Source organism: Ruegeria sp. YTSA226 (assembly GCF_059609905.1).
Genome location: NZ_JBXWMQ010000001.1, coordinates 231,902 through 252,289, shown reverse-complemented (window position 1 = coordinate 252,289; position 20,388 = coordinate 231,902). Strand labels below are relative to the sequence as shown.

18 protein-coding genes are annotated in these 20,388 nt (G+C 56.1%); 9 read left to right on the top strand and 9 right to left on the bottom strand.

Translation table 11 applies throughout. The annotated features are described in order from the left end of the window. Positions 1 to 51: 51 nt before the first annotated feature. The 6 genes from AC2FFF_RS01245 to pyrH all read right to left on the bottom strand — a co-directional run bounded on the left by AC2FFF_RS01245 (position 52) and on the right by pyrH (position 6,636). On the bottom strand, positions 52 to 1,170 hold the full coding sequence (locus AC2FFF_RS01245; protein WP_281972208.1) for an NUDIX domain-containing protein: 1,119 nt from the start codon (positions 1,168 to 1,170) through the stop codon (positions 52 to 54). A gap of 28 nt (positions 1,171 to 1,198) precedes the next feature. After that, positions 1,199 to 1,639, bottom strand: a complete 441-nt coding sequence (locus tag AC2FFF_RS01240) for a TrgA family protein (protein ID WP_142634225.1) — start codon at positions 1,637 to 1,639, stop codon at positions 1,199 to 1,201. 16 nt (positions 1,640 to 1,655) lie between these two features. After that, positions 1,656 to 2,864, bottom strand: coding sequence for an SAM-dependent methyltransferase (locus tag AC2FFF_RS01235; protein ID WP_142634227.1), 1,209 nt, complete (start codon positions 2,862 to 2,864; stop codon positions 1,656 to 1,658). A 69-nt stretch (positions 2,865 to 2,933) separates the two neighbouring features. Next, a complete protein-coding gene (locus AC2FFF_RS01230) occupies positions 2,934 to 4,358 on the bottom strand; it encodes a cryptochrome/photolyase family protein (protein WP_496882809.1) in 1,425 nt (474 codons plus the stop codon). 48 nt (positions 4,359 to 4,406) lie between these two features. Next, the gene (locus tag AC2FFF_RS01225) at positions 4,407 to 5,633 is read right to left on the bottom strand and encodes an aminotransferase class V-fold PLP-dependent enzyme (RefSeq protein WP_281972210.1); all 1,227 of its coding nucleotides are present in this window, start codon (positions 5,631 to 5,633) and stop codon (positions 4,407 to 4,409) included. Positions 5,634 to 5,883: 250 nt separating this feature from the next. Further along, entirely contained in the window at positions 5,884 to 6,636 is a 753-nt protein-coding gene (gene pyrH, locus AC2FFF_RS01220) for a UMP kinase (protein ID WP_271946712.1), read from the bottom strand. A gap of 95 nt (positions 6,637 to 6,731) precedes the next feature. Here pyrH and miaA point away from each other — a divergent pair, with 95 nt between their 5' ends. From miaA to AC2FFF_RS01195, 5 genes are all read left to right on the top strand, one after another. Beyond that, a complete protein-coding gene (miaA, locus tag AC2FFF_RS01215) occupies positions 6,732 to 7,625 on the top strand; it encodes a tRNA (adenosine(37)-N6)-dimethylallyltransferase MiaA (RefSeq protein ID WP_496750527.1) in 894 nt (297 codons plus the stop codon). A gap of 320 nt (positions 7,626 to 7,945) precedes the next feature. After that, entirely contained in the window at positions 7,946 to 9,616 is a 1,671-nt protein-coding gene (locus AC2FFF_RS01210; RefSeq protein WP_142634235.1) for an ABC transporter substrate-binding protein, read from the top strand. Between the two features lie 117 nt (positions 9,617 to 9,733). Further along, positions 9,734 to 10,780, top strand: a complete 1,047-nt coding sequence (locus AC2FFF_RS01205; protein ID WP_281972213.1) for an ABC transporter permease — start codon at positions 9,734 to 9,736, stop codon at positions 10,778 to 10,780. Positions 10,781 to 10,793: 13 nt separating this feature from the next. Next, positions 10,794 to 12,257 (top strand): ABC transporter permease, encoded by a 1,464-nt coding sequence (locus AC2FFF_RS01200; RefSeq protein WP_281972214.1) that lies wholly within the window; start codon positions 10,794 to 10,796, stop codon positions 12,255 to 12,257. Positions 12,258 to 12,349: 92 nt separating this feature from the next. Further along, positions 12,350 to 14,437, top strand: a complete 2,088-nt coding sequence (locus AC2FFF_RS01195) for a dipeptide ABC transporter ATP-binding protein (protein WP_142634241.1) — start codon at positions 12,350 to 12,352, stop codon at positions 14,435 to 14,437. Between the two features lie 141 nt (positions 14,438 to 14,578). Here AC2FFF_RS01195 and AC2FFF_RS01190 read toward each other — a convergent pair whose 3' ends face one another. Continuing rightward, the gene (locus tag AC2FFF_RS01190; protein ID WP_271946701.1) at positions 14,579 to 15,157 is read right to left on the bottom strand and encodes a lytic transglycosylase domain-containing protein; all 579 of its coding nucleotides are present in this window, start codon (positions 15,155 to 15,157) and stop codon (positions 14,579 to 14,581) included. A 207-nt stretch (positions 15,158 to 15,364) separates the two neighbouring features. On the opposite strand from AC2FFF_RS01190, the gene ssb reads away from it, so the two are divergent. Continuing rightward, entirely contained in the window at positions 15,365 to 15,862 is a 498-nt protein-coding gene (gene ssb, locus AC2FFF_RS01185; RefSeq protein WP_142634245.1) for a single-stranded DNA-binding protein, read from the top strand. A gap of 18 nt (positions 15,863 to 15,880) precedes the next feature. Then, positions 15,881 to 16,951: a site-2 protease family protein gene (locus tag AC2FFF_RS01180; protein ID WP_271946697.1), complete on the top strand. Its 1,071-nt coding sequence runs from the start codon at positions 15,881 to 15,883 to the stop codon at positions 16,949 to 16,951. Here AC2FFF_RS01180 and aroB read toward each other — a convergent pair whose 3' ends face one another. Further along, positions 16,952 to 18,058 (bottom strand): 3-dehydroquinate synthase, encoded by a 1,107-nt coding sequence (gene aroB / locus AC2FFF_RS01175; protein ID WP_281972215.1) that lies wholly within the window; start codon positions 18,056 to 18,058, stop codon positions 16,952 to 16,954. Beyond that, entirely contained in the window at positions 18,059 to 18,646 is a 588-nt protein-coding gene (locus AC2FFF_RS01170; RefSeq protein WP_281972216.1) for a shikimate kinase, read from the bottom strand. 79 nt (positions 18,647 to 18,725) lie between these two features. On the opposite strand from AC2FFF_RS01170, the gene AC2FFF_RS01165 reads away from it, so the two are divergent. Both AC2FFF_RS01165 and AC2FFF_RS01160 read left to right on the top strand, forming a co-directional pair. Continuing rightward, a complete protein-coding gene (locus AC2FFF_RS01165; RefSeq protein ID WP_185956616.1) occupies positions 18,726 to 18,875 on the top strand; it encodes a hypothetical protein in 150 nt (49 codons plus the stop codon). After that, on the top strand, positions 18,865 to 20,388 hold the full coding sequence (locus AC2FFF_RS01160; protein WP_281972217.1) for a hypothetical protein: 1,524 nt from the start codon (positions 18,865 to 18,867) through the stop codon (positions 20,386 to 20,388). Before AC2FFF_RS01165 ends, AC2FFF_RS01160 begins: the two co-directional genes overlap by 11 nt.

Below are 20,388 nucleotides of genomic sequence, written 5' to 3'. Positions count from 1 at the left end.
TTACGTATCAACGAAGATTTACAGATGCTACGCAACAACCACAAGCCGCGATCACGCCCCACGCAACCTGTCTCTGTTCCGAGCCAGCCAATGCGCCAGTGACAATAGCGGCAAATCCTTGAACCCATGCCCGTCGACTTGATCCATGAACTGAGCATAGGGAATGATTTTGGTGCGGATATCCTCACCTTCCGAGGCCAACCCGCCATTGTCTATCGTTTTCTCAAGATCGGCCAACCCCACGTAAAGATAGACGTATTCGGTGGACGATCCGCTGGACGAATAGGCCTCTCCGGCAAATTCAAGCGACTTGAGGCTGATCTGGGCCTCTTCCATCGCCTCACGCCGCGCAGCCTGTTGCGGCGTTTCACCGGGGTCAATCATGCCTGCAACGGGTTCCCACATCCACGGCTCGGGGTCTTCGATCAGGAAAACCGGCGTCCTAAATTGTTCAACCAAAAGCACCGCATCACGCCCCGGATCATATGGCAGAACCACCACAGCACTGCCCTGCATCAAGCCGTTGCGGTTCAGCACCGACCCCATTGTGCCGTTATTCCGGCGGTGTTGAAGCTGAACCTCCTGCATGCCGAAATAGTCAATATAGGCATGGGTATGCTCGTGTACGATCACATCCTTCTTCGGATCACGCGCGTCACCGGTTCCGCGTTTGCGTGCAGCCAGCTTGGCCCAAGCGCGGGTTCGGATCGACGGAAAACTGCGCGCGATCTTGAGGGCATCGGCCTTGCCGTAATAGCCCATGACCTCTTGCGCGGCGGTTAGGGTCAGATCCGCCCACGCGTCTGCCCAGTCCTGCAAGGACCATAGCTCACCGGGCAACCACAGGTCAGGCTCGGGAAAGAACACGCTGACTTCGACAACAGAGCCATCGGGCAATTCAACGGGCTGCCGCTGCAGATCATAATCAAACCCCCCTTCATAGAAAATCAGTCGCCTGAAATCCTCGGGTTCGAGGCCCTGAACCAGAAGGCCATCCGCAACGGCCCCACGTTCTGGCTTGATCATCGGAAATGCCTCGTCGCGCACGCCGTAAACCGCGTGATCCTTCAGCTTGGCCTCTGACAAAGTCAGGCATGACAGCGGACGGCCAAGCACCAGTTGCAGCAGTGGCAGATGCCGAAGCGTGCCATAGAAAAACAGATCGTTCACAAGGGTATCTCGCGTTGGTGTTTGGGTACTAGCGCCAGCGGCGGCTTGCTTCTTCCGTCGCCAAACCGGCGATAAGAGCGCCAATAGCCAAAGTCCACAGAATTTCCGGAGCTAACAACTGTTCGCCATAGCCAACGCCAATCTTGAATATCGCCATAAGGGCCTCGAACGGGCCGTCATAGCGGTGGCGCATGGCCAAGCGGAACATCTCATAGGTGCCCTGAACGAAAAGACCCCAAAACACCAGCGAGGCAATGCCTGTCAGTCCGTTATTGACGGCAGCGGTCCACCCCTTGCCGGTCCGTTTACCCATGATTTTCCAACCACACGCAACCCCAAGGGCCATGTTGACGACAGTGAAGTAGCCATAGCTTTTGCCTTCTTCACCATTTGCTATGATCATGCTGGAAACCAGAAATGCCACCACCGCCAGACAAAGGGCTGCGACAAGACGTGAGGCGCTGGGCATTCTAAAGGTCCGTTTACTAAGTAGGTTTCGCTATGGTGATCTGTGTCACATCACAGTTGCCGGTGTCAAAGGCCGCGCCGCAAGCGGTCAAATAATAATTCCACATGCGGCGAAAACGCTCATCAAACCCCATTCCCGAAATCTCGTCCCATTTGTCATTGAACGTCTCGTACCAGCGGCGCAGTGTCAGATCATAGCTTTTGCCGAATTCTTTTGACTTCACCACGGTCAGACCCGCATTCGCCACCTGCTCCTGCAGAATTGTCGGAGCCGGAAGCATCCCACCCGGAAAGATATATTTCTGAATGAAATCAACACCATTCTTATACACATCCCAGCGATGATCGCCAACGGTAATGATTTGCAAGGTTGCCTGTGCGCCAGGTTTTAAGCGATCACGGATAGTGTCGAAATAAACCGGCCAATATTTCTGACCAACCGCCTCGAACATCTCAATAGAGGCGATCCCGTCATATTGGCCCCGTTCGTCACGATAATCCTGCAGCTTCAGATCAACTAAATCCGTAAGTCCTTCTTTTTCAATGCGTTGACGGGCAAAGCTCAACTGTTCCTTGCTGATCGTCAAGCCTGTGACCCGCAGGCCACGCTCTTTTGCTGCATATTCGGCGAAACCACCCCATCCGCAGCCAATTTCCAGAATATGGTCACCGGGCTTGGCACCCATTTCATCAACCAGACTGGCGTATTTAGCGGTTTGTGCCTTTTCCAAGCTTTCCTGCCCGGTTTCGAACAATGCACTGGAATAGGTCATGGTATCATCCAGCCATAACCCATAGAATTCATTACCTAAATCGTAATGATAAGAGATATTCTTTTTAGCCTGTCGACGGTTGTTTCGATGCAACCAAAAGCGCAGGCGTTCATAGGCCTGTACCAGAAATTTCCCGGTGAAATCGTCGTACACGGTCTCGGTACCCAGATGCACTAGATCCATGAAGGCACGCAGATCAGGTGTGCTCCAATCGCCTTCCAGATATCCGTCTGAAAACCCCAGCTCACCCTCCCGGATAAGTCGTGCAAATACGTCCGGATTGTGAATATCGACCCGTGCGACAGGCCCAGGGCGTTTGCCTTCGGTGCGAAATACACGACCGTCTGGCAAGGCAATATCAAGCTGCCCCTGCTCCATCTGGTTCAGCATATTCAGAACATGTGCAAAATATCTTGGCAGGTCTGTCTGCCCTTCGATTGTAGTTAGAACCATCCGCTCTCCCCTGTGCGGTTGTTATAGAAGGCTAAAACGAGTTTGTGTTTCTGGCAAGTTTTCAGTTCTTTACCGGCTTTTTCGGCCCTCATAGGCCGACAAGGCACGCGCGCGTCCTTCAGCCAAACCCACAACAGGGTTTGGGTATGGCGCAGACGGATCAAGACCCCACTTGCAGGGAATGGCTTCAAAATAATCAAGTGCGCTCGAGGGCGGGTTTGACTGTCCTTCGGCCACCCATTTCCGTACATAGTCGCAATAGGGATCATATTTTTTTTGCTGCGCCTCGGGGTTAAAAATACGGAAAAACGGGGACGCATCTGGGCCGGACCCAGCAACCCATTGCCAACCCATCGCATTTGAGGCCGGATCCCAATCGGTCAGGCAATCGGAAAACCAGCCCATACCGATTTTCCAGTGCGCCATCAGATGTTTGGTCAAATAACTGGCGACAATCATCCGGGCGCGATTGTGCATGCGACCTGTGACGTACATCTGTCGCAACCCAGCATCGACCACGGGAATGCCTGTCCTTGCCTGCTTCCAAGCAATGATCTCGGGGCTAGAGGCGTTTTGGCCCCAAGGGAACTGATCCCATTCCGGTTTCCAGTTGTTGCTTAACAAATGAGGCGTATGGAACATCAAATGATAGGCAAATTCACGCCAAACCAACTGCCGCAAATAGGCTTCGGTACCGGACATGCCGAACATCTCTGCGCCCTGAAGGGCGTGCCAGACGCTACGTGGTCCAATCTCACCCAGCGATAGATATTCGGAAATGCCCGACGTTCCATCCTCGGCCAGCTGATCCCGGGCTTCGGGATACCCCGAAAGCCGTTCCAAGAACCGATGGAGCGTTTTGAACGCTGCGTCTTCCCCTGGCTGAACATATCGGGCGCAAACTGATGCCCCGCGGTTCATTCCCGCGGCCAATCCCCACGACTCCAGAGTATCTGTATGCGGCCATTCCTTCGGCGGGGTCAGCGCGGCGGGTCGCGCATGTGGGAATGGAACCTCGCGTTTCTGTACCGATCGCCACATTGGTGTAAACACGCGAAAAGGCGTTCCGGTCTTGGTCTGGACGGTCCAGGGCTCAAAAAGCAGGTGCCCGAAAAACGATTTGGGCTGTACGCCCAATTTGGTCAGAGCCGCCTTGATCCTTGTATCTCGGGCAATCGTGTCCGGATCGTAAGCCCGAGACCAATAGACCTCGGTGGATCCGGTTTCCTTGATCAGGTTTTGCAGAACCTCCAATGCATCCCCGCGCCGCAAGATCAGACGGCTTCCCAACTGCGCCAACGCGCGGTCAAACACCTCCAGGCCCTTGCCGAGGCGCCATTTAGGAGCCGCACCCAAGGCCTGCCCTAGATCGTCGAAAATATAGACCGGAATGATTGGCCGCCCGGTTGCCGAAGCAGCGCTGAGTGCAGGATGGTCCGACAGTCGCAAATCCTGTCGGAACCACATAATTATCGGCGGGCTCTTGGGTCCCATGACTGCTCCGTATTGTTTACCTTTCTACGCAGCAGTGTCGGAACTGGATCACAAAACAGCATCCAACGCATTCAAAAGCTGATCAATTTCCTGTTTCGATGTGTAATGCGTAAAGCTGACTCGCAAAACACCTTGACCCAGATCCACACCCATGGCCTGCAAAGGACGCACGGCATAGAAATCTCCGCCACCGGCCATAACCCCATGCGAGGCAAGACTGGCAGCAACAGATTCAGCATTTCGGTTCAGCGCCAACGCCACCGTTGGCGCACGCCGCGAGGCATCAGAGGTTCCGATCAGACGGGCTGCATTACGATCTTTAAGCGCATCCAGAACCGGTTGTAGCAGGGCGATCTCGTGCCCGCGCATCAGGTCGTGGACAAACGCCCCCCGCGCTGCAGCACCAGTTCCGGGTCCGTCATGATGTTCGCATAATAGATCGACGTAATCCGCCATGCCCGCGCTGGCGGCGATCTGTGCGTGATCCGGCCCTGCAGGGGTAAATCGTTGATAAAGAACATCGCCGTTGAAATAGTGCCCCTGATTGGGCAACAGCTTCCCCAATGCCCGGCGGATCACCATGCATCCCTGATGAGGACCATAGGTTTTATACGCCGAAAACAGATAGATATCCGGTCCCAGATCACCGACATTCGGAAATCCATGCGGCGCGTAAGAGACACCGTCGACGCAGACAAACGCGCCAGCCGCATGTGCAATCGCAGTTATCTCGGTAACCGGATTGATTTCCCCGACCACGTTCGAACAATGCGGAAAACAGACCAGACGCACCTTTTCGTCCAGAATGTCCTCAAGATCCTGCGGGTTCAGAGACCCGGATTCGGGGTCTATCTGCCATTCGCGAACCTCTATGCCCTCATCAGCAAGACGGCGCCAAGGCCCCGAATTGGCTTCATGATCTTGATTTGTCACGACAATCGCATCACCCGGCTGCATCCACTGTCGGAATGCCTGCGCCAGAACATAGGTGTTCTGCGTGGTCGACGGGCCAAAGCTCAGTTCATCTGTATCCACACCCATGATCGCAGCCATTCGGGCACGGGCCTCGTCCATTTCCTCTCCGGCCAGACGGCTGGCATCATAGGGGGCATAGGGCTGTACCTTGCGCTGGGTGTAATAGCGCGTCAAACGATCAAGCACCGGCTTGCAAGTATATGATCCACCAGCATTTTCGAAAAATGCCTGCCCCTGCAGGCTGGGTTCGGAAAAAGCTGGGAACTGCGACCGAACGAAATTGATATCCAGAGTGCTCATGGCACGTGCCTCCTTGATCATGCTTGCCTATCCAAGAGGTGCCCGAGCATGATTTCGGAACCCTCAGAAATCATGGCAGGTCTTCCAGCCCAGCCGACACGTTCAGGTGCCCGCAGAACCTGCGCCTTTGCCGCGCAAGTACGCCGACAAATTGCCCACAGCTTTTGCCATCGTCAAGAACACTGTGCCCCGAACCAAAGAAAAAGCCGGGCAATCATGCCCGGCCTTGAAAATGAGCACCGTTCGGGTGTCAGCCCTGAACTTTTGTGTAGGTTCCCTCACCGGCCAGGATACCGCGGAAACCGCCCGGCTCATCCAATCCGAATACGATCAGAGGCAGGTTATTGTCGCGCGCTAGCGCAATGGCCGATGCATCCATGACTTTCAGCCGCTTTGCCAACACGTCATCGTAGCTGACCGAGTCATAACGCACCGCATCCGCATGTTCTTTGGGGTCTTTGTCATAGACACCGTCCACGCCGTTCTTACCCATAAAGATCGCTTCGCAAGCCATCTCATTGGCGCGCAGTGTCGCTGCGGTATCTGTGGTGAAATACGGATTCCCTGTTCCAGCGGCAAAGATGCAGACCCGTTTCTTTTCCAGATGCCGCACAGCGCGGCGGCGGATGTAAGGCTCGCAAACCTCATCCATACGAATGGCCGAGATCACACGAGTAAATACGCCAACCTCCTCAAGCGCCGATTGCATGCCAAGCGCATTCATGACCGTAGCCAGCATACCCATGTAATCCGCCGTCGTCCGTTCCATCCCCTGGGCTGAACCGCTGAGGCCGCGGAAGATGTTGCCACCGCCGATGACCATGCAGATCTCGACCCCAAGGTCATGCACCGACTTTACCTCTTGCGCGATGCGCTGAACGGTGGGGGGATGCAGGCCAAAACCCTGATCTCCCATCAGCGCCTCGCCCGAAATCTTCAGCATCACTCGGCTGTATTTCGCCTTGGTCGTATCGACAGTGTCGGTTGTGGGGGAAAGGGTCATATTGCGCTCCGGGCTGGCACGGGTTTAATTCCGGCGCAAAATGAAGCAAAAGCTCCGCGGGTTCAATGCGGATCATAAGGAATGAGGCAACCTGAATGGCCAATGCCAAGATGACGCAGATTTGGGACCGCCTTCCCCCTATTCCTGACGACAAACCCGTCTTGATCGCCGGGCCCACCGCATCGGGGAAATCAGCATTGGCGCTGAAGATCGCCGAAACGTTCGGCGGCGCGATCGTCAATGCAGATGCAAGCCAGGTTTATGATTGCTGGCGCGTGATCTCGGCGCGTCCCTCCGCCGAGGAAGAAGCCCGCGCGCCGCATCTGCTTTATGGTCATGTGCCTTATGATCAGGACTATTCGACTGGCCACTGGTTGCGCGAGGTCAAGCCATTGCTGTCCGGCGGTAAGCGCCCCATCATTGTGGGCGGTACAGGTTTGTATTTTTCTGCCCTGACCGAAGGTATGGCCGATATCCCGGCGACTCCGACCAAAGTTCGGGCTGCCGCGGATCAACTGGACCTAGCTACACTGATTGATGGGGTCGATGCTAAAACCCTGGCCGGGATTGACACCCGGAATCGCGCCCGCGTTCAACGTGCGTGGGAAGTTCAGCAAGCCACCGGGCGCAGCTTGCGGGACTGGCAAGCCGACACCCCTCCTCCGGTCCTGAACCCGCAAGACGCCGTGCCCATTGTGTTTGATGTCGACAAAGAATGGCTATTGGATCGGATCAGGCGCCGGTTTGACCTGATGCTGGAAAGTGGTGCTTTGGAAGAAGTTGAGGCGATGCGAAACCGGTATGACGCCTCGCTGCCGTCTTTCAAGGCCATCGGCGTTCCCGAGTTGGTAGCCTATCTTGAAGGCCGTATCACACTGGATGACGCGCGCGAGCGTGCCACAATCTCGACCCGTCAATTTGCCAAACGTCAGCGCACGTGGTTTCGCGCACGCATGAGAAACTGGATTCGCGCTGATTTATCAAAGTGATACTTAAGGTCGTTACAAACACATTTTCAAGACAACAGCCGCAGGTTCGAAGTGATCGAATCTGATTGGCGGTCACTTATTTGAATTACCCGGAGCACAGATTAAGCATCCGCGATGACGGAAACTTCGGCCTCAAAATGTCGCTTTTGTGCAGTTGATGACGATTTCCGACATTGACCTCATGGGAAATCTGGTGCCGAATGACGCCATGGGGATGCTGCATATCCAAAAAAAAACACACGAACCTGCTGCCTGACACCAACCGGTCTGAGCGGTTCAGAGCTACTTCATCAAAATCGATGTCACAGGGAGAGACATTAATGAAACACCAAACCATTACCGGAGCGCCGATCCATCGTGCCGCGGAAATGCACGCGCAAGAGTACCGCGACGGGCAACTAAGCCGCCGCGAGTTTTTGGCGCGCGTGACGGCATTGGGGGTTACCGTCCCCGCCGCCTATGGAATGATCGGCCTGGCGTCTCCGGCACAAGCACAAGAGCCACCGCGCGGTGGAACTATCCGCTATCAGATGGAAGTGCGCGCCCTGAAAGATCCACGTACTTATGACTGGACGCAAATTGCGACCTTCACGGCTGGATGGCTGGAATATCTGGTCGAATACAACAATGACGGTTCGTTCAAGCCGATGTTGCTGGAAAGCTGGGAATCCAACGATGACGCGACTGAGCACACGCTGAACGTTCGCAAAGGCGTCAAGTGGAACAACGGTGATGACTTCACCGCAGCGGATGTCGCCCGCAACATCGAAATGTGGTGTGACGCGGCAGTCGAGGGGAACTCGATGGCATCGCGCATGTCATCCCTGGTTGACGAGGCAACCCAGAAAGCGGGTGAAGGTGCAATCACTGTGGTCGATGATCACACGGTCAAGCTGACTTGCAACACGCCCGATATCACGATCATTCCTGGTATGGCCGACTACCCCGCAGCCATCGTGCACAGCAGCCACGATCCCAACAATATGCTGGCCAACCCGATTGGCACTGGCTTCATGATCCCTGAAAGCCACGAAGTGGGCGTAAAGGGTGTACTGGTCCGCAATGAAGAGCACGACTGGTGGGGATATGCTGCGGGCAAAGGTGGCTATATCGATCGGATCGAATTCATCGACTACGGCACCGACCCTGCGGCCTTCCTGGCTGCTTATGAGGCCGAAGAGATCGACATGAACTGGGAGTCGGTCGGCGAATTCGTAGACATCTTTGACAGCATCGGCCTGACACGGTCCGAGATTCCATCGGGCTTTACAATCGTCATCCGCCCGAACCAGCTGGCCGAAGATGCCGACGGCAACAAGATCTACGCCGACAAACGTGTGCGGCAGGCCCTGGCCATGGCCGTCGACAACGCCGTCTGCCTGGAGCTGGGCATGTCGGGATACGGCATTCCTGCCGACAACTGCCATGTTGGCCCGATGCACCCGGAACATGATTCCGCTGTAACCCGCCTGCCCTTTGATCCCGCAGCGGCCAAAGCGCTGATGGACGAGGCCGGAATGGGTGACTTCGAGCATGAGGTTCAGTCCATCGACGACGACTGGCGCCGCAACACGACCGCGGCCGTGGTCGCTCAGTTGAACGATGCTGGCATCAAGGCACGTCATACGGTTCTTCCGGGTTCGACCTTCTGGAACGACTGGACGAAATACGCCTTCTCGTCGACCAACTGGAACCACCGCCCGCTGGGCACGCAGGTTCTGGCGCTGGCCTACAAATCGGGCGTAGCCTGGAACGAGGCTGGTTTCGCCAATGACGAGTTCGACGCGCTTCTGGCCGAGGCAAACTCGATCGCGGATGTCGACAAGCGTCGCGAAGTCATGGCCAAGCTGCAGGCGATCATGATCGAAGAAGGCGTGACCATCCAACCCTATTGGCGGACGGCGATGCGTCACCACCGCGATAATATGGTTGGGGTTGAAAAGCACATCGCCGACCTGCCACAAATCTATAAGTTCGGCGTTCTTTCCTAAGCCGACAGATACAAGCCGCGCCGATTGGGCGCGGCTTTTTCGTCCGTATCGTGGCGACCAAAAAACAGCGAAGTGTGGGGCTTTTGACACCTGCACTGGCCACCAACAGGGGCTAATATGGGACTATTCATTCTAAAGCGTGTCGGCATCATGCTCATCACAGCTTTGTGCCTGACATTCTTGGTCTTCTTCCTCACCAACCTGTATCCAAACCTCGAAAAGCTTGCCAAAACACAAGGCAATTTTCGGATGTCCGACGAACAGGTTGAAAGCTATCTTCTGAAAAACGGGTATCTGCAGCCGACGCCGATCAAATACGGCGAATGGTTGGGCGTGCTGCCATCCTATCGGCACACCAACGACGACGGCAGTGTGCAAGGAAGATGTATCCTGCCCGGTGAAACCGCAGAAAGCTCGCCAAGCTTCTGTGGCATCCTGCAGGGATACTGGGGGTACTCCTCTGTTTTCAAAGAGGAAGTTTCGAAAGTTGTTGGCACCCGGTTGGCCCTGACCGGTCGGTTGATGCTTTGGGTTATGTTGCTGATGGTCCCTTCGGCGCTGATCCTTGGGGTTCTGGCGGGTATGAAAGAAGGATCGGCCACCGACCGGACCCTTTCAACATTCGCCATCACGACGACAGCGACCCCGGAATATGTGTCGGGCGTGATCTTTATCGCAATCTTCACTTCGTCCGCCGTTGGCCTGAAATGGTTCAAAGGCACCGCGACACAGGCGATGGAGAACCCGACCTTTGAAAACTTCTTCCTACCGGTACTGACTATTGCTCTCTACGGGATGGGCTATATCGCTCGTATGACCCGCGCCTCGATGACCGAGGTGATGACGGCGCAATATATCCGTACCGCGCGGCTCAAAGGTGTTTCCTTCCCGAATATTGTCATGAAGCACGCGCTGCGAAACGCGCTGATCGCACCGTTCACAGTCATCATGCTGCAGTTTCCCTGGCTGCTGAACGGCGTGGTGATCGTCGAGACCCTGTTTAACTATAAAGGGTTCGGCTGGGCGCTGGTTCAGGCAGCAGGCAATAACGACATCCAGCTGCTGCTGGCGATTTCGGTCGTGTCGGTCTTTGTGGTGCTGGTAACGCAGCTGATCTCGGATATCGGCTATGTCTACCTCAACCCACGCATCCGAATTTCGTAAGGAGGGACAGAACATGGAACCACTTACCTGGACCGGCTCTATCGCCATTCTGAACCCCTTGCTGATGATCGCACTGGTTGCACTAGGGGTATCAATCATCGTCTGGATCTTGGGCAGCATCGTGTTGCCCGAAACGCCGGTCGTCGTGAATATCGACGGCACAATCAATGCAGATACCGGCCTGCGCGGCCTGACGCAGATCGCGCTGAGATACAGCTTTTTCGCCTGCGTCGCGCTGTGTCTGGCATATGTGGTGCTTGGCATTTTGATGGGGACAAGCGCCGGGATTATCGGAGCGATCTCTCGGCAGTTTTTACCTGTCTGGATGTCGCTGATCATCCTGTTTGCAATGTCGATCGCCTTCAAGCGCAAGCTGGGCCTTTACGGCAAACTGTTTGACAGCCCCATCGGCATGATCGGTTTTGGCCTTGTGATGTTCTGGGTCTTTACCGGCATTTTTGGTGCGCTGGACCTGATCGTCACGCATGATCCGCTGGCGCAGGTTTCAGGTATGAAGAACAAGTTGCCCGGAACTCCAATGCCCAGCACCGAGGACGGAACATATTCCTGGTATCTACTGGGTGGGGACAATCTGGCCCGCGATGTGTTCAGCCGGATGGTCAAAGGGGCATGGATCGTGGTGCAGATCGCACCGATGGCAACCATATTTGCCTTCATGGTCGGGATTACTTTGGGCCTGCCTGCGGGGTTTTATAGCGGACGTCTGGACACGTTCCTGTCCTTCCTGGCAAACCTGATACTGGCCTTCCCGGTAATCCTGCTGTTCTATCTGCTGGTCACGCCCGAGATCGTGGCAACCGGTGTGCCGAACTATATGGCAGCCGTGTTGTTCGTCTTTCCGATCCTGTTTCTTTGCGTCCTACTAAATTCGCGGTTCTATACGCGGCCCAATTTCCGCACACCTCTGCTGATCGGAGTGTTGGGCATCGCGATGTGGCTCTATCTATCTCTGATTTCAACAGACGGCTACATCATCGAAACCAACAGCTACAACATTTGGGGACTGCCCACCTATCTGGACCTGTTCAATATCCCCGGCGGCATTCTGGTCGTGTTCGTTTCGGTGGTTTTCGTAAACTCACCCACGGTATTCCGTATCGTGCGTGGCCTGGCGTTGGACATCAAAACCCGCGATTATGTTGCCGCAGCGCAAACCCGTGGTGAAGGTCCATGGTACATCATGCTTTGGGAAATCCTGCCCAATGCGCGCGGGCCGCTGATCGTCGATTTCTGTCTGCGCATTGGCTATACGACCATCCTTTTGGGAACCCTGGGATTCTTTGGCCTCGGGCTACCACCCGAAAGTCCCGATTGGGGGTCGACGATCAATGAAGGGCGCAAGCTCTTGTCGATCTATCTGCACCCTGCCCTGCCACCTGCGCTGGCGCTGTTGACACTGGTTCTTGGGTTGAACCTGTTGGCTGACGGCCTGCGCGAAGAAAGTCTGAAGGACTGAAGTATGAGCGGCCGGGGGCCCTGCCCCCGGACCCCCGAGGTATTTTTGGCCAGATGAAGGGGATCCCCGGGATCTGGTGAGGAGCAACACAGATGACCAAACTTGCGTCCTATGAGGGCCCGATATTGGAGATCGACAAGCTGTCGATTTCGTTTTTCACGCGGTTGCGCGAGATCCCTGCAGTGATGGATTTTTCGGTCAGCGTGCAGCCTGGTGAAGCTGTCGGGCTGGTTGGAGAATCAGGGTGCGGGAAATCCACCGTTGCGTTGGGCGTTATGCAGGATCTGGGCAAGAACGGGCGTGTTGTTGGCGGATCCATCAAGTTCAAGGGGCGTGACCTATCCGAGATGACGGCCGAAGAACTGCGCGATATTCGCGGCAATGAAATAGCCATGATCTATCAGGAACCTATGGCCAGCCTGAATCCCGCGATGAAGATCGGTCGGCAGCTGATGGAAGTACCGATGATCCACGAGGGCGTCAGCAAGGACGAGGCCTATGCCCGTGCGCTGGAAGTGGTCACCGATGTGCGCCTGCCCGATCCTGAGCGGATGCTGAATTCTTTCCCCCACCAGCTGTCGGGTGGCCAGCAACAGCGCATCGTGATTGCGATGGCGCTGATGTCCAAGCCATCGTTGCTGATCCTGGACGAGCCCACCACCGCGCTGGACGTGACCGTCGAGGCCGCGGTGGTCGAGCTGGTCAAGGATCTAGGCAAGAAATACGGCACCTCTATGCTGTTCATCAGCCACAATCTGGGGCTGGTGCTGGAAACCTGCGACCGGCTGTGCGTGATGTATTCCGGCGAAGCGGTCGAGCGCGGCTCGATTAAGGATGTGTTCGACGAAATGCAGCACCCCTATACGCAGGCGCTCTTCCGGTCGATTCCACTGCCGGGTGCGGACAAGAACGCGCGCCCGCTGGTGGCCATTCCGGGCAATTTCCCCCTGCCCCATGAGCGCCCTCCGGGCTGCAACTTTGGCCCACGCTGCGACTATTTCGAGGAAGGTCGCTGTGACGCGCAGAACATTCTGATGGAGGCCGTGCCAGGCAATGACCGGCATCATACCCGCTGTCTGAAATTTCAGGAGATCGACTGGAACGCGCCCATCACCCTGGCCGAGCAAAAGGAAAAAGGTGAGATTGGCCGCGTTGTTCTGAAGATGGAAAATCTCAAGAAATACTATGAGGTTGCGGCAAATGCATTGTTTGGCGGCGGTGAAGCGAAGGTAGTCAAAGCAAACGAAACTCTGAGCTTTGAGGCGCATGAATCCGAGACACTTGCAATTGTGGGCGAATCAGGCTGCGGCAAATCCACCTTTGCCAAAGTTCTTATGGGGTTGGAGACGGCAACGGACGGGCAGATCCTGCTGGACAACCGCAATATCGAGGACGTGCCCATCGAAGAGCGCGACGCCAAGACGGTGGGTGAGGTTCAGATGGTGTTCCAGAATCCGTTCGACACGTTGAATCCTTCGATGACCGTGGGCCGTCAAATCATCCGCGCTCTGGAAATCTTTGGCGTCGGCAAGTCCGAGGCCGAGCGCAAGAAGCGGATGCTCGAACTGTTGGACTTGGTGAAACTGCCCCGCGCCTTTGCCGAGCGGATGCCGCGACAGCTATCGGGCGGGCAGAAACAACGTGTCGGCATCGCCCGCGCCTTTGCCGGGGATGCGCGGATCGTGGTGGCGGATGAGCCGGTCTCGGCGCTGGATGTATCGGTGCAGGCGGCGGTAACCGACCTGCTGATGGAGATCCAACGCGAGCACAAAACCACACTGCTGTTCATCAGCCACGACCTGTCGATCGTGCGCTATCTCAGCGACCGGGTGATGGTGATGTATCTGGGCCATGTGGTCGAGCTGGGCACCACTGATCAGGTGTTTGCACCGCCCTATCACCCCTATACAGAAGCCCTGCTGAGCGCGGTCCCCATCGCCGATACATCGGTCGAGAAGCAGCACATCGTCTTGGAAGGCGACATCCCATCAGCGATGAACCCGCCTCCTGGCTGTCCGTTTCAGACCCGCTGTCGCTGGAAATCCGAAGTCCCCAACGGTCTTTGCGAAAGAGATGTCCCACCCGTGAAAACCCTGGCAGACGGTCATCAGGTCAAATGCCATCTGGCAGACGACATCCTGGCACGTATGGAACCCGTCATAAAAATCGCCGCTGAGTAATGGGATTGGGTACGCAACAAAGGCGTCGGTAAGGTGGTTCTGGCGCCCTAATTAAGCGACACGACCGCAAGCAGCCTGTCACTGAACGCGCTGATTTGGCCAAGCCGCATCACCTGTTGATCCGGCAATTCATCGGGCGGCCTAACCGCCCCAAATCACCTTCACGTAATTCTGGGTTTCCTTGTAGGGTGGTACGCCACCGTGTTTTTCAACAGCCTGAGGTCCGGCATTATAGGCGGCCAGCGCAAGCCGCCAGGATTTGAACTTGCGGTATTGCCAGGACAAATACCGGGCTCCACCTTCAAGATTCTGTTTCGGGTCGCGCGGGTTCACGCCCAATAATTGTGCGGTCCCGGGCATCAACTGGGCCAGACCCAAGGCGCCTTTATGTGACACGGCATGGGGATTCCATCCACTTTCCTGCTGAACAAGGCGCAGGAACAGTTCTTCGGGAACATCGTGTTTACGAGCCGCTTGTCGCGCCATCGTCAGGTACTCACCCCGATAGTTGCCGGAATATCGCTTACTGAATTGTGGTTGAGGCGTCTTAGGTTTCAACCGATCTGAATCGCGGTACTGGGTGGCCGCACGGCCGTCCAAATATTTGGATTGCTTCAGAAAGATGTCCTTACGGCTTTTGGTAGACAGCGTATCCGCCGCAGCGAGTCCACAGGTCAACGCAAAGCATAGAACCGATAAAAAACCAAATCTGAAACGCATTAATGCCTGTCCCGCACTGTCACGAACCCGAGTGAGTATATGTATTTCAGCCAATAATGAAAGCATGGTAAATTTTCTCTGTGCAAACTCCCGACCAGTTCATTTCTCATGATCCATGTTCCAACCATGGTTCAGGGCGTATAGGGTCTCAGAAATACACAGCGCCAGATTCGGGCGCACTCAAGTCAGTTAAGAACGGGGAAATACATGGCGGGTTCTGTCAACAAGGTCATTCTGGTAGGAAATCTGGGGCGTGATCCCGAGGTACGGTCGTTCCAGAACGGTGGCAAGGTCTGCAATCTGCGCATCGCCACTTCCGAGACCTGGAAAGACCGCAACACCGGCGAACGCCGCGAGCGGACAGAATGGCACTCGGTCGCGATTTTTTCAGAACCATTGGCCCGCATTGCCGAGCAATATCTGCGCAAGGGCAGCAAAGTTTATATCGAAGGTCAGCTGGAAACCCGCAAGTGGCAGGATCAGTCCGGTCAGGACCGCTATAGCACTGAGGTGGTTTTGCGCCCCTATCGCGGCGAGCTGACTTTGCTGGATGCGCGTGGAGAAGGCGGCGGCGGTGGCGGTGGTCAATCCGGCGGTTACGGTGGCGGCCAGGCAGGTGGTGGCTATGGTGACCCCTATGGCGGACAATCCAGCGCCCCGGCACCCGCATCTGGTGGAATAGACGACGACGAGATTCCGTTCTAGGCACACCGGAGACACATCATGACATGGTCCTTCTCGCTCGGCCGACTATTGGGGTCGGAACTGAAGGTCCATGTCACCTTTTTCCTCTTGTTGGCATGGGTTGGATTCGCTGCCTATTCTACCGGAGGGATGCAGGCCGCGATCGGGAACCTGATTTTCGTGCTTGCCCTTTTTGCATGTGTGGTCGCGCATGAGTTTGGTCATGCGCTGATGGCGCGGCGCTATGGCATAAAAACTCCGGACATTACTTTATTGCCGATCGGCGGTCTTGCCCGATTGGAACGGATGCCAGAGAACCCCATGCAAGAGGTATCGGTGGCTTTGGCCGGTCCTGCGGTAAACGTCGTCATCTGGATCATCCTCGTCTTTTTGGGCGCAGGAATGCCATTTGAAACACTCGCCAATATTGATTCACCCGAGACCGGGCTATTGAACCGCCTCGCCTATGTGAACCTTCTTCTGGCTGCCTTTAATCTCATCCCCGCATTCCCGATGGATGGTGGACGCGTTTTTCGCGCACTGCTCTGCCTGAGGATGGATCGGGTCAAGGCCACGCGCATTGCCGCATTTGCCGGTCAGATAGTGGCGGTAGGATTGGGGTTTCTGGGGCTAAGCACAGGCAATCCGTTGTTGGTTCTGATCGCGGTTTTTGTATTCGTTGCCGCCAATGCAGAAAGCCAGGACGTCGCAATGCGATCAGTGGCGCGTCAGGTTCTGGCCCGCGACGCCATGATCACCGAGTTTCACGCCCTATCGCCAAGCGACACGCTTGCGACCGCCGCTCAAGCGGTCATTCACACCACTCAGCATGAATTTCCATTGTTGGATGCAACAGGGAAACTGCAGGGCTTTGTTACGCGCGACCGGCTGTTTGCTGCTCTCGCCAAAGATATTCCCCGGTCAGAATTGGCCAGTTCAATCATGGTTGAGGATATCCCGACAGTGACCCTGAGCAGCGGATTGGAAGCGGTTCTGAAACAGTTCCACGGGGGTGCCCCCGCAGTTGCCGTCTGCACGCGGTCAGATCAAATGGTCGGCTATATTACCCGTGAAAATATTGGCGAGTTAATGATCATTCGCGGACGTTGATCAACCCAGCGCGTCCTTGAGGACACTCAAAACCGCATCCCGCGCAACATCCGACGTGACAAATGCCTGCCCGATGCCTCGGGCTAGAATGAAACGCAGTTGGCCATCGATAACCTTCTTGTCCTGCGCCATCAGCTCGACCAGCGCTTCGGCGTCGGGCAAATCCCCGTGGATATCGGAAATGTCGGTTTTCATGCCCATCGCACGCAGATGTGCCCGAACCCGGCTTGGGTCCTCTTGCGAACATAATCCAAGTCGCGCCGACAGTTCGAATGCCAGTGCGCATCCAATCGCAACGCCTTCTCCATGCAGCAAACGATCAGAATACCCGGTAGCAGCCTCAAGCGCATGACAGAACGTATGCCCGAGATTCAGCAGGGCGCGATCCCCTTGCTCGGTCTCATCACGAGCGACGATGTCGGCTTTCATCTGAACGGATCGGGTGACGGCCCGAACCCGCGCGGCCATATCCCCGCCCGAGACATCGGGGCCATGGCCCTCGAGCCATTCAAAGAATGCCGCATCCCCCAACAGCCCGTATTTTACGACCTCACCATAACCGGACAGGAAATCCCTGTCGGTCATTGTGCCCAGAACCGAAGTATCCGCCAGCACCAGTGAGGGTTGATGAAATGCGCCAATCAGGTTCTTGCCCTGCGGTGCGTTGATCCCGGTTTTGCCGCCGACCGAACTGTCGACCTGCGCTAGCAGCGAAGTTGGTATCTGAACAAACCGTACGCCCCGGCGCAAAACGGCCGCGGCAAATCCTGCGAGATCACCTATAACCCCACCTCCGAACGCAACCACCACGTCACGCCGCTCGATTTTCTCGGCTAACAACCATTCGACCGCACGCTCAAAATGCGGCCAGCTTTTGGTGGCTTCGCCCGCGGGCAGCGCCAATGCGGACATTTCGATCCCTGCGCTTGCCAACCCATCCCGCAACGCGTCAAGATGCAGGCTCGCCACGTTTTCATCGGTTAGAACCGCTACTTTGGGTCGCGGCAGCAAAGGCGCTATGCGCTGACCGGCCTGCGTAAGCAGATCGGGGCCGATCTCGACATCATAGGACCGATCCCCAAGCTCAACATGTACGGTTTGGTGCATCTAATTCCGTTCCAAAACATCAGGTCGCGTCATCAGAGCTTTGACGACACGCTCTACCATATCTTCAATCGAGACATCCCCGTCGGACGAAACCGCCAGATCGGCGCGTTCATAGATCGGAACACGCTGATCGTACAATGCACGAAGGGTCGCAAACGGGTTTTCGGTGCGCAAAAGCGGGCGCGTATCCTTGTGACGAACGCGGTTCCACAACACACCCAAATCGGCGCGCAACCAAACGGACACCCCGCGTTGAGTGATCATGTCGCGGTTTTGTTCAGTCATAAAGGCACCGCCGCCAGTAGAAAGGATACCTTTTTCCTCGACCAAAAGCCGCCCGATGACCTGGCTTTCCTTGCTGCGAAAAAAGGCTTCGCCATCACGCTCGAATATCTCGGGGATGGTCATGTTGGCCGCTGATTCGATTTCGGCATCGCTATCGAGGAAAGGAACCCGCAACCGAGCGGCCAAAGCGCGGCCTACGGCGGTCTTTCCGGCCCCCATCATACCTACAAGCACCACTGTTTTGTGCAGTGTATAGTCCGAAACGGCAGATGCCGCATGGGTGTTATGCTTAATTTCGCTCATTTCATCGTGAATGACGTGATCTTAGGAAAAATGCCAGTTATAACTTGGTCAAAAGAGAAAATTGAGGCAGCGTTTGACCATGGGCCGTCTGATCAAGTTCCTGATATATCTGATTTGCCTGTGTTTCATCGGGCTGGTGGGATATGTCTACCTGGGTGAGTTTTTTGGTGCAGATTTCTCTGCGCCGCAAAGCGAGGTCAGGGAGCCGGTAATACTGAATGTCGAATAAAGTGGCGGTGGTTGCGCTGTTTCTTGCAGGAACAGCGCAGGCGCAGCAGGAACCCCTTTCTGTTATTGAATGGCTGGCCAATCCTCCGGAAAATCTTCCGGGGACGGTTTTGCTTGAGCCACCCGTGGCGCAGCCCGGCGGTCAGCCCGATGTTCTTGTGACCCCGCTTCAGGCATTGTCACAACCCCTGGGCCTGGTTGCTTCGACTGTCACAGGATTGCCTGTCGACATGTGGCAGAACAGCGATCCCCAACGCCTGTCCGAACTGATCGAAAGCGTCCCGGTCAAGTACAACCCTGCAATGCAGCGTTTGCTGTTCACGTTGCTTTTAACCGAAGCTCGGGCACCGACGTCCAGTAAAGGGGAAGAGATTTTGCTTTTGGCGCGGCTCGACCGCCTCATGCATCTTGGCGCTGCGGACCCCACGCAATCATTGGTACAGCTGGCAGGCCCGACGAACAGTCTTGACCGATTTCAACGCTGGTTCGACGCCACCCTTCTGACCGGGGATGAAGATCGCAGTTGCACGGCGCTGATTGCTCAGCCGCATTTGTCACGGGACTATGCCGCTCAGATTTTCTGCAAGGCCCGGCGTGGGGATTGGGACTCGGCCGCTCTCACGCTTGAGGCAGCCCATGCCCTACAGGTTCTGGCACCACAAGAGCTGGAGGTTCTGGACAGGTTTCTAAGCCCCGAACTGTACGAAGACGCCGAGTATCTGCCGCAACCGGACGACCCCTCGCCCCTGATGTTCCGCTTGTTCGAAGCTATTGGCGAACGTTTGCCCTCGGCTGCTTTGCCCCGCGTCTTCGCAAATGCGGATCTGCGGGATGTTGCGGGCTGGAAGGCTCAGGTCGAAGCCGCAGAACGGTTGACCCGCGTTGGGGCGCTTACGCCAAATCAACTTCTGGGGCTCTATACAGAACGGTCTCCGGCGGCGTCTGGAGCCGTATGGGACCGGGTATCATCGATACAGCGGTTCGAAAAAGCACTGGATTCTGGCAATTCGGCAAAGATCGCCAAAGCTCTGCCGGTGGTTTGGAACCAGATGCGCAATATCGGCCTGGAAGTGCCATTCGCTGAACTTTTCGCCGGGCGTCTCTCTCAGGTCAAACTACAGAAACCCGCGGCCGAGGATCTGCGTTGGCGCATTCTGTTGCTGTCAGATCTATATGAAACAGCGGCGTTGTCGGCTCCGGACAATTCTGAAGAAAGTCAGTTTCTGGCTGCGCTGGCTCAGGGTGATCCGGGGCGCGCGCCCTCCCCTTCGCCGCTGGCGGATGCCATCGCAGAGGGGTTTGCATGGGCGGCGCCGGTGCCAACCGATATTGGCAACATGCTGGACGAAGGCCGCCTCGGTGAGGCGCTTCTGGAGACGATGGTCCTGTTTGCCCATGGATCGCGGGGAAATCTGGTCGACCTGACAGCAGCCATGGCAACCCTGCGCCGGGTCGGTCTAGAAGATACCGCGCGCCGCGCCGCGCTGAACCTGCTGATCCTGCAGGGCAAGTGA

Excerpts from the sequence above, each read along its gene's own strand:
- AC2FFF_RS01240 (WP_142634225.1), bottom strand. The coding sequence starts at position 1,639 with ATGCCCAGCGCCTCACGTCTTGTCGCAGCCCTTTGTCTGGCGGTGGTG.
- AC2FFF_RS01235 (WP_142634227.1), bottom strand. The coding sequence starts at position 2,864 with ATGGTTCTAACTACAATCGAAGGGCAGACAGACCTGCCAAGATATTTT.
- AC2FFF_RS01230 (WP_496882809.1), bottom strand. The coding sequence starts at position 4,358 with ATGGGACCCAAGAGCCCGCCGATAATTATGTGGTTCCGACAGGATTTG.
- AC2FFF_RS01225 (WP_281972210.1), bottom strand. The coding sequence starts at position 5,633 with ATGAGCACTCTGGATATCAATTTCGTTCGGTCGCAGTTCCCAGCTTTT.
- pyrH (WP_271946712.1), bottom strand. The coding sequence starts at position 6,636 with ATGACCCTTTCCCCCACAACCGACACTGTCGATACGACCAAGGCGAAA.
- miaA (WP_496750527.1), top strand. The coding sequence starts at position 6,732 with ATGGCCAATGCCAAGATGACGCAGATTTGGGACCGCCTTCCCCCTATT.
- AC2FFF_RS01210 (WP_142634235.1), top strand. The coding sequence starts at position 7,946 with ATGAAACACCAAACCATTACCGGAGCGCCGATCCATCGTGCCGCGGAA.
- AC2FFF_RS01205 (WP_281972213.1), top strand. The coding sequence starts at position 9,734 with ATGGGACTATTCATTCTAAAGCGTGTCGGCATCATGCTCATCACAGCT.
- AC2FFF_RS01200 (WP_281972214.1), top strand. The coding sequence starts at position 10,794 with ATGGAACCACTTACCTGGACCGGCTCTATCGCCATTCTGAACCCCTTG.
- AC2FFF_RS01195 (WP_142634241.1), top strand. The coding sequence starts at position 12,350 with ATGACCAAACTTGCGTCCTATGAGGGCCCGATATTGGAGATCGACAAG.
- AC2FFF_RS01190 (WP_271946701.1), bottom strand. The coding sequence starts at position 15,157 with ATGCGTTTCAGATTTGGTTTTTTATCGGTTCTATGCTTTGCGTTGACC.
- ssb (WP_142634245.1), top strand. The coding sequence starts at position 15,365 with ATGGCGGGTTCTGTCAACAAGGTCATTCTGGTAGGAAATCTGGGGCGT.
- AC2FFF_RS01180 (WP_271946697.1), top strand. The coding sequence starts at position 15,881 with ATGACATGGTCCTTCTCGCTCGGCCGACTATTGGGGTCGGAACTGAAG.
- aroB (WP_281972215.1), bottom strand. The coding sequence starts at position 18,058 with ATGCACCAAACCGTACATGTTGAGCTTGGGGATCGGTCCTATGATGTC.
- AC2FFF_RS01170 (WP_281972216.1), bottom strand. The coding sequence starts at position 18,646 with ATGAGCGAAATTAAGCATAACACCCATGCGGCATCTGCCGTTTCGGAC.
- AC2FFF_RS01165 (WP_185956616.1), top strand. The coding sequence starts at position 18,726 with ATGGGCCGTCTGATCAAGTTCCTGATATATCTGATTTGCCTGTGTTTC.
- AC2FFF_RS01160 (WP_281972217.1), top strand. The coding sequence starts at position 18,865 with ATGTCGAATAAAGTGGCGGTGGTTGCGCTGTTTCTTGCAGGAACAGCG.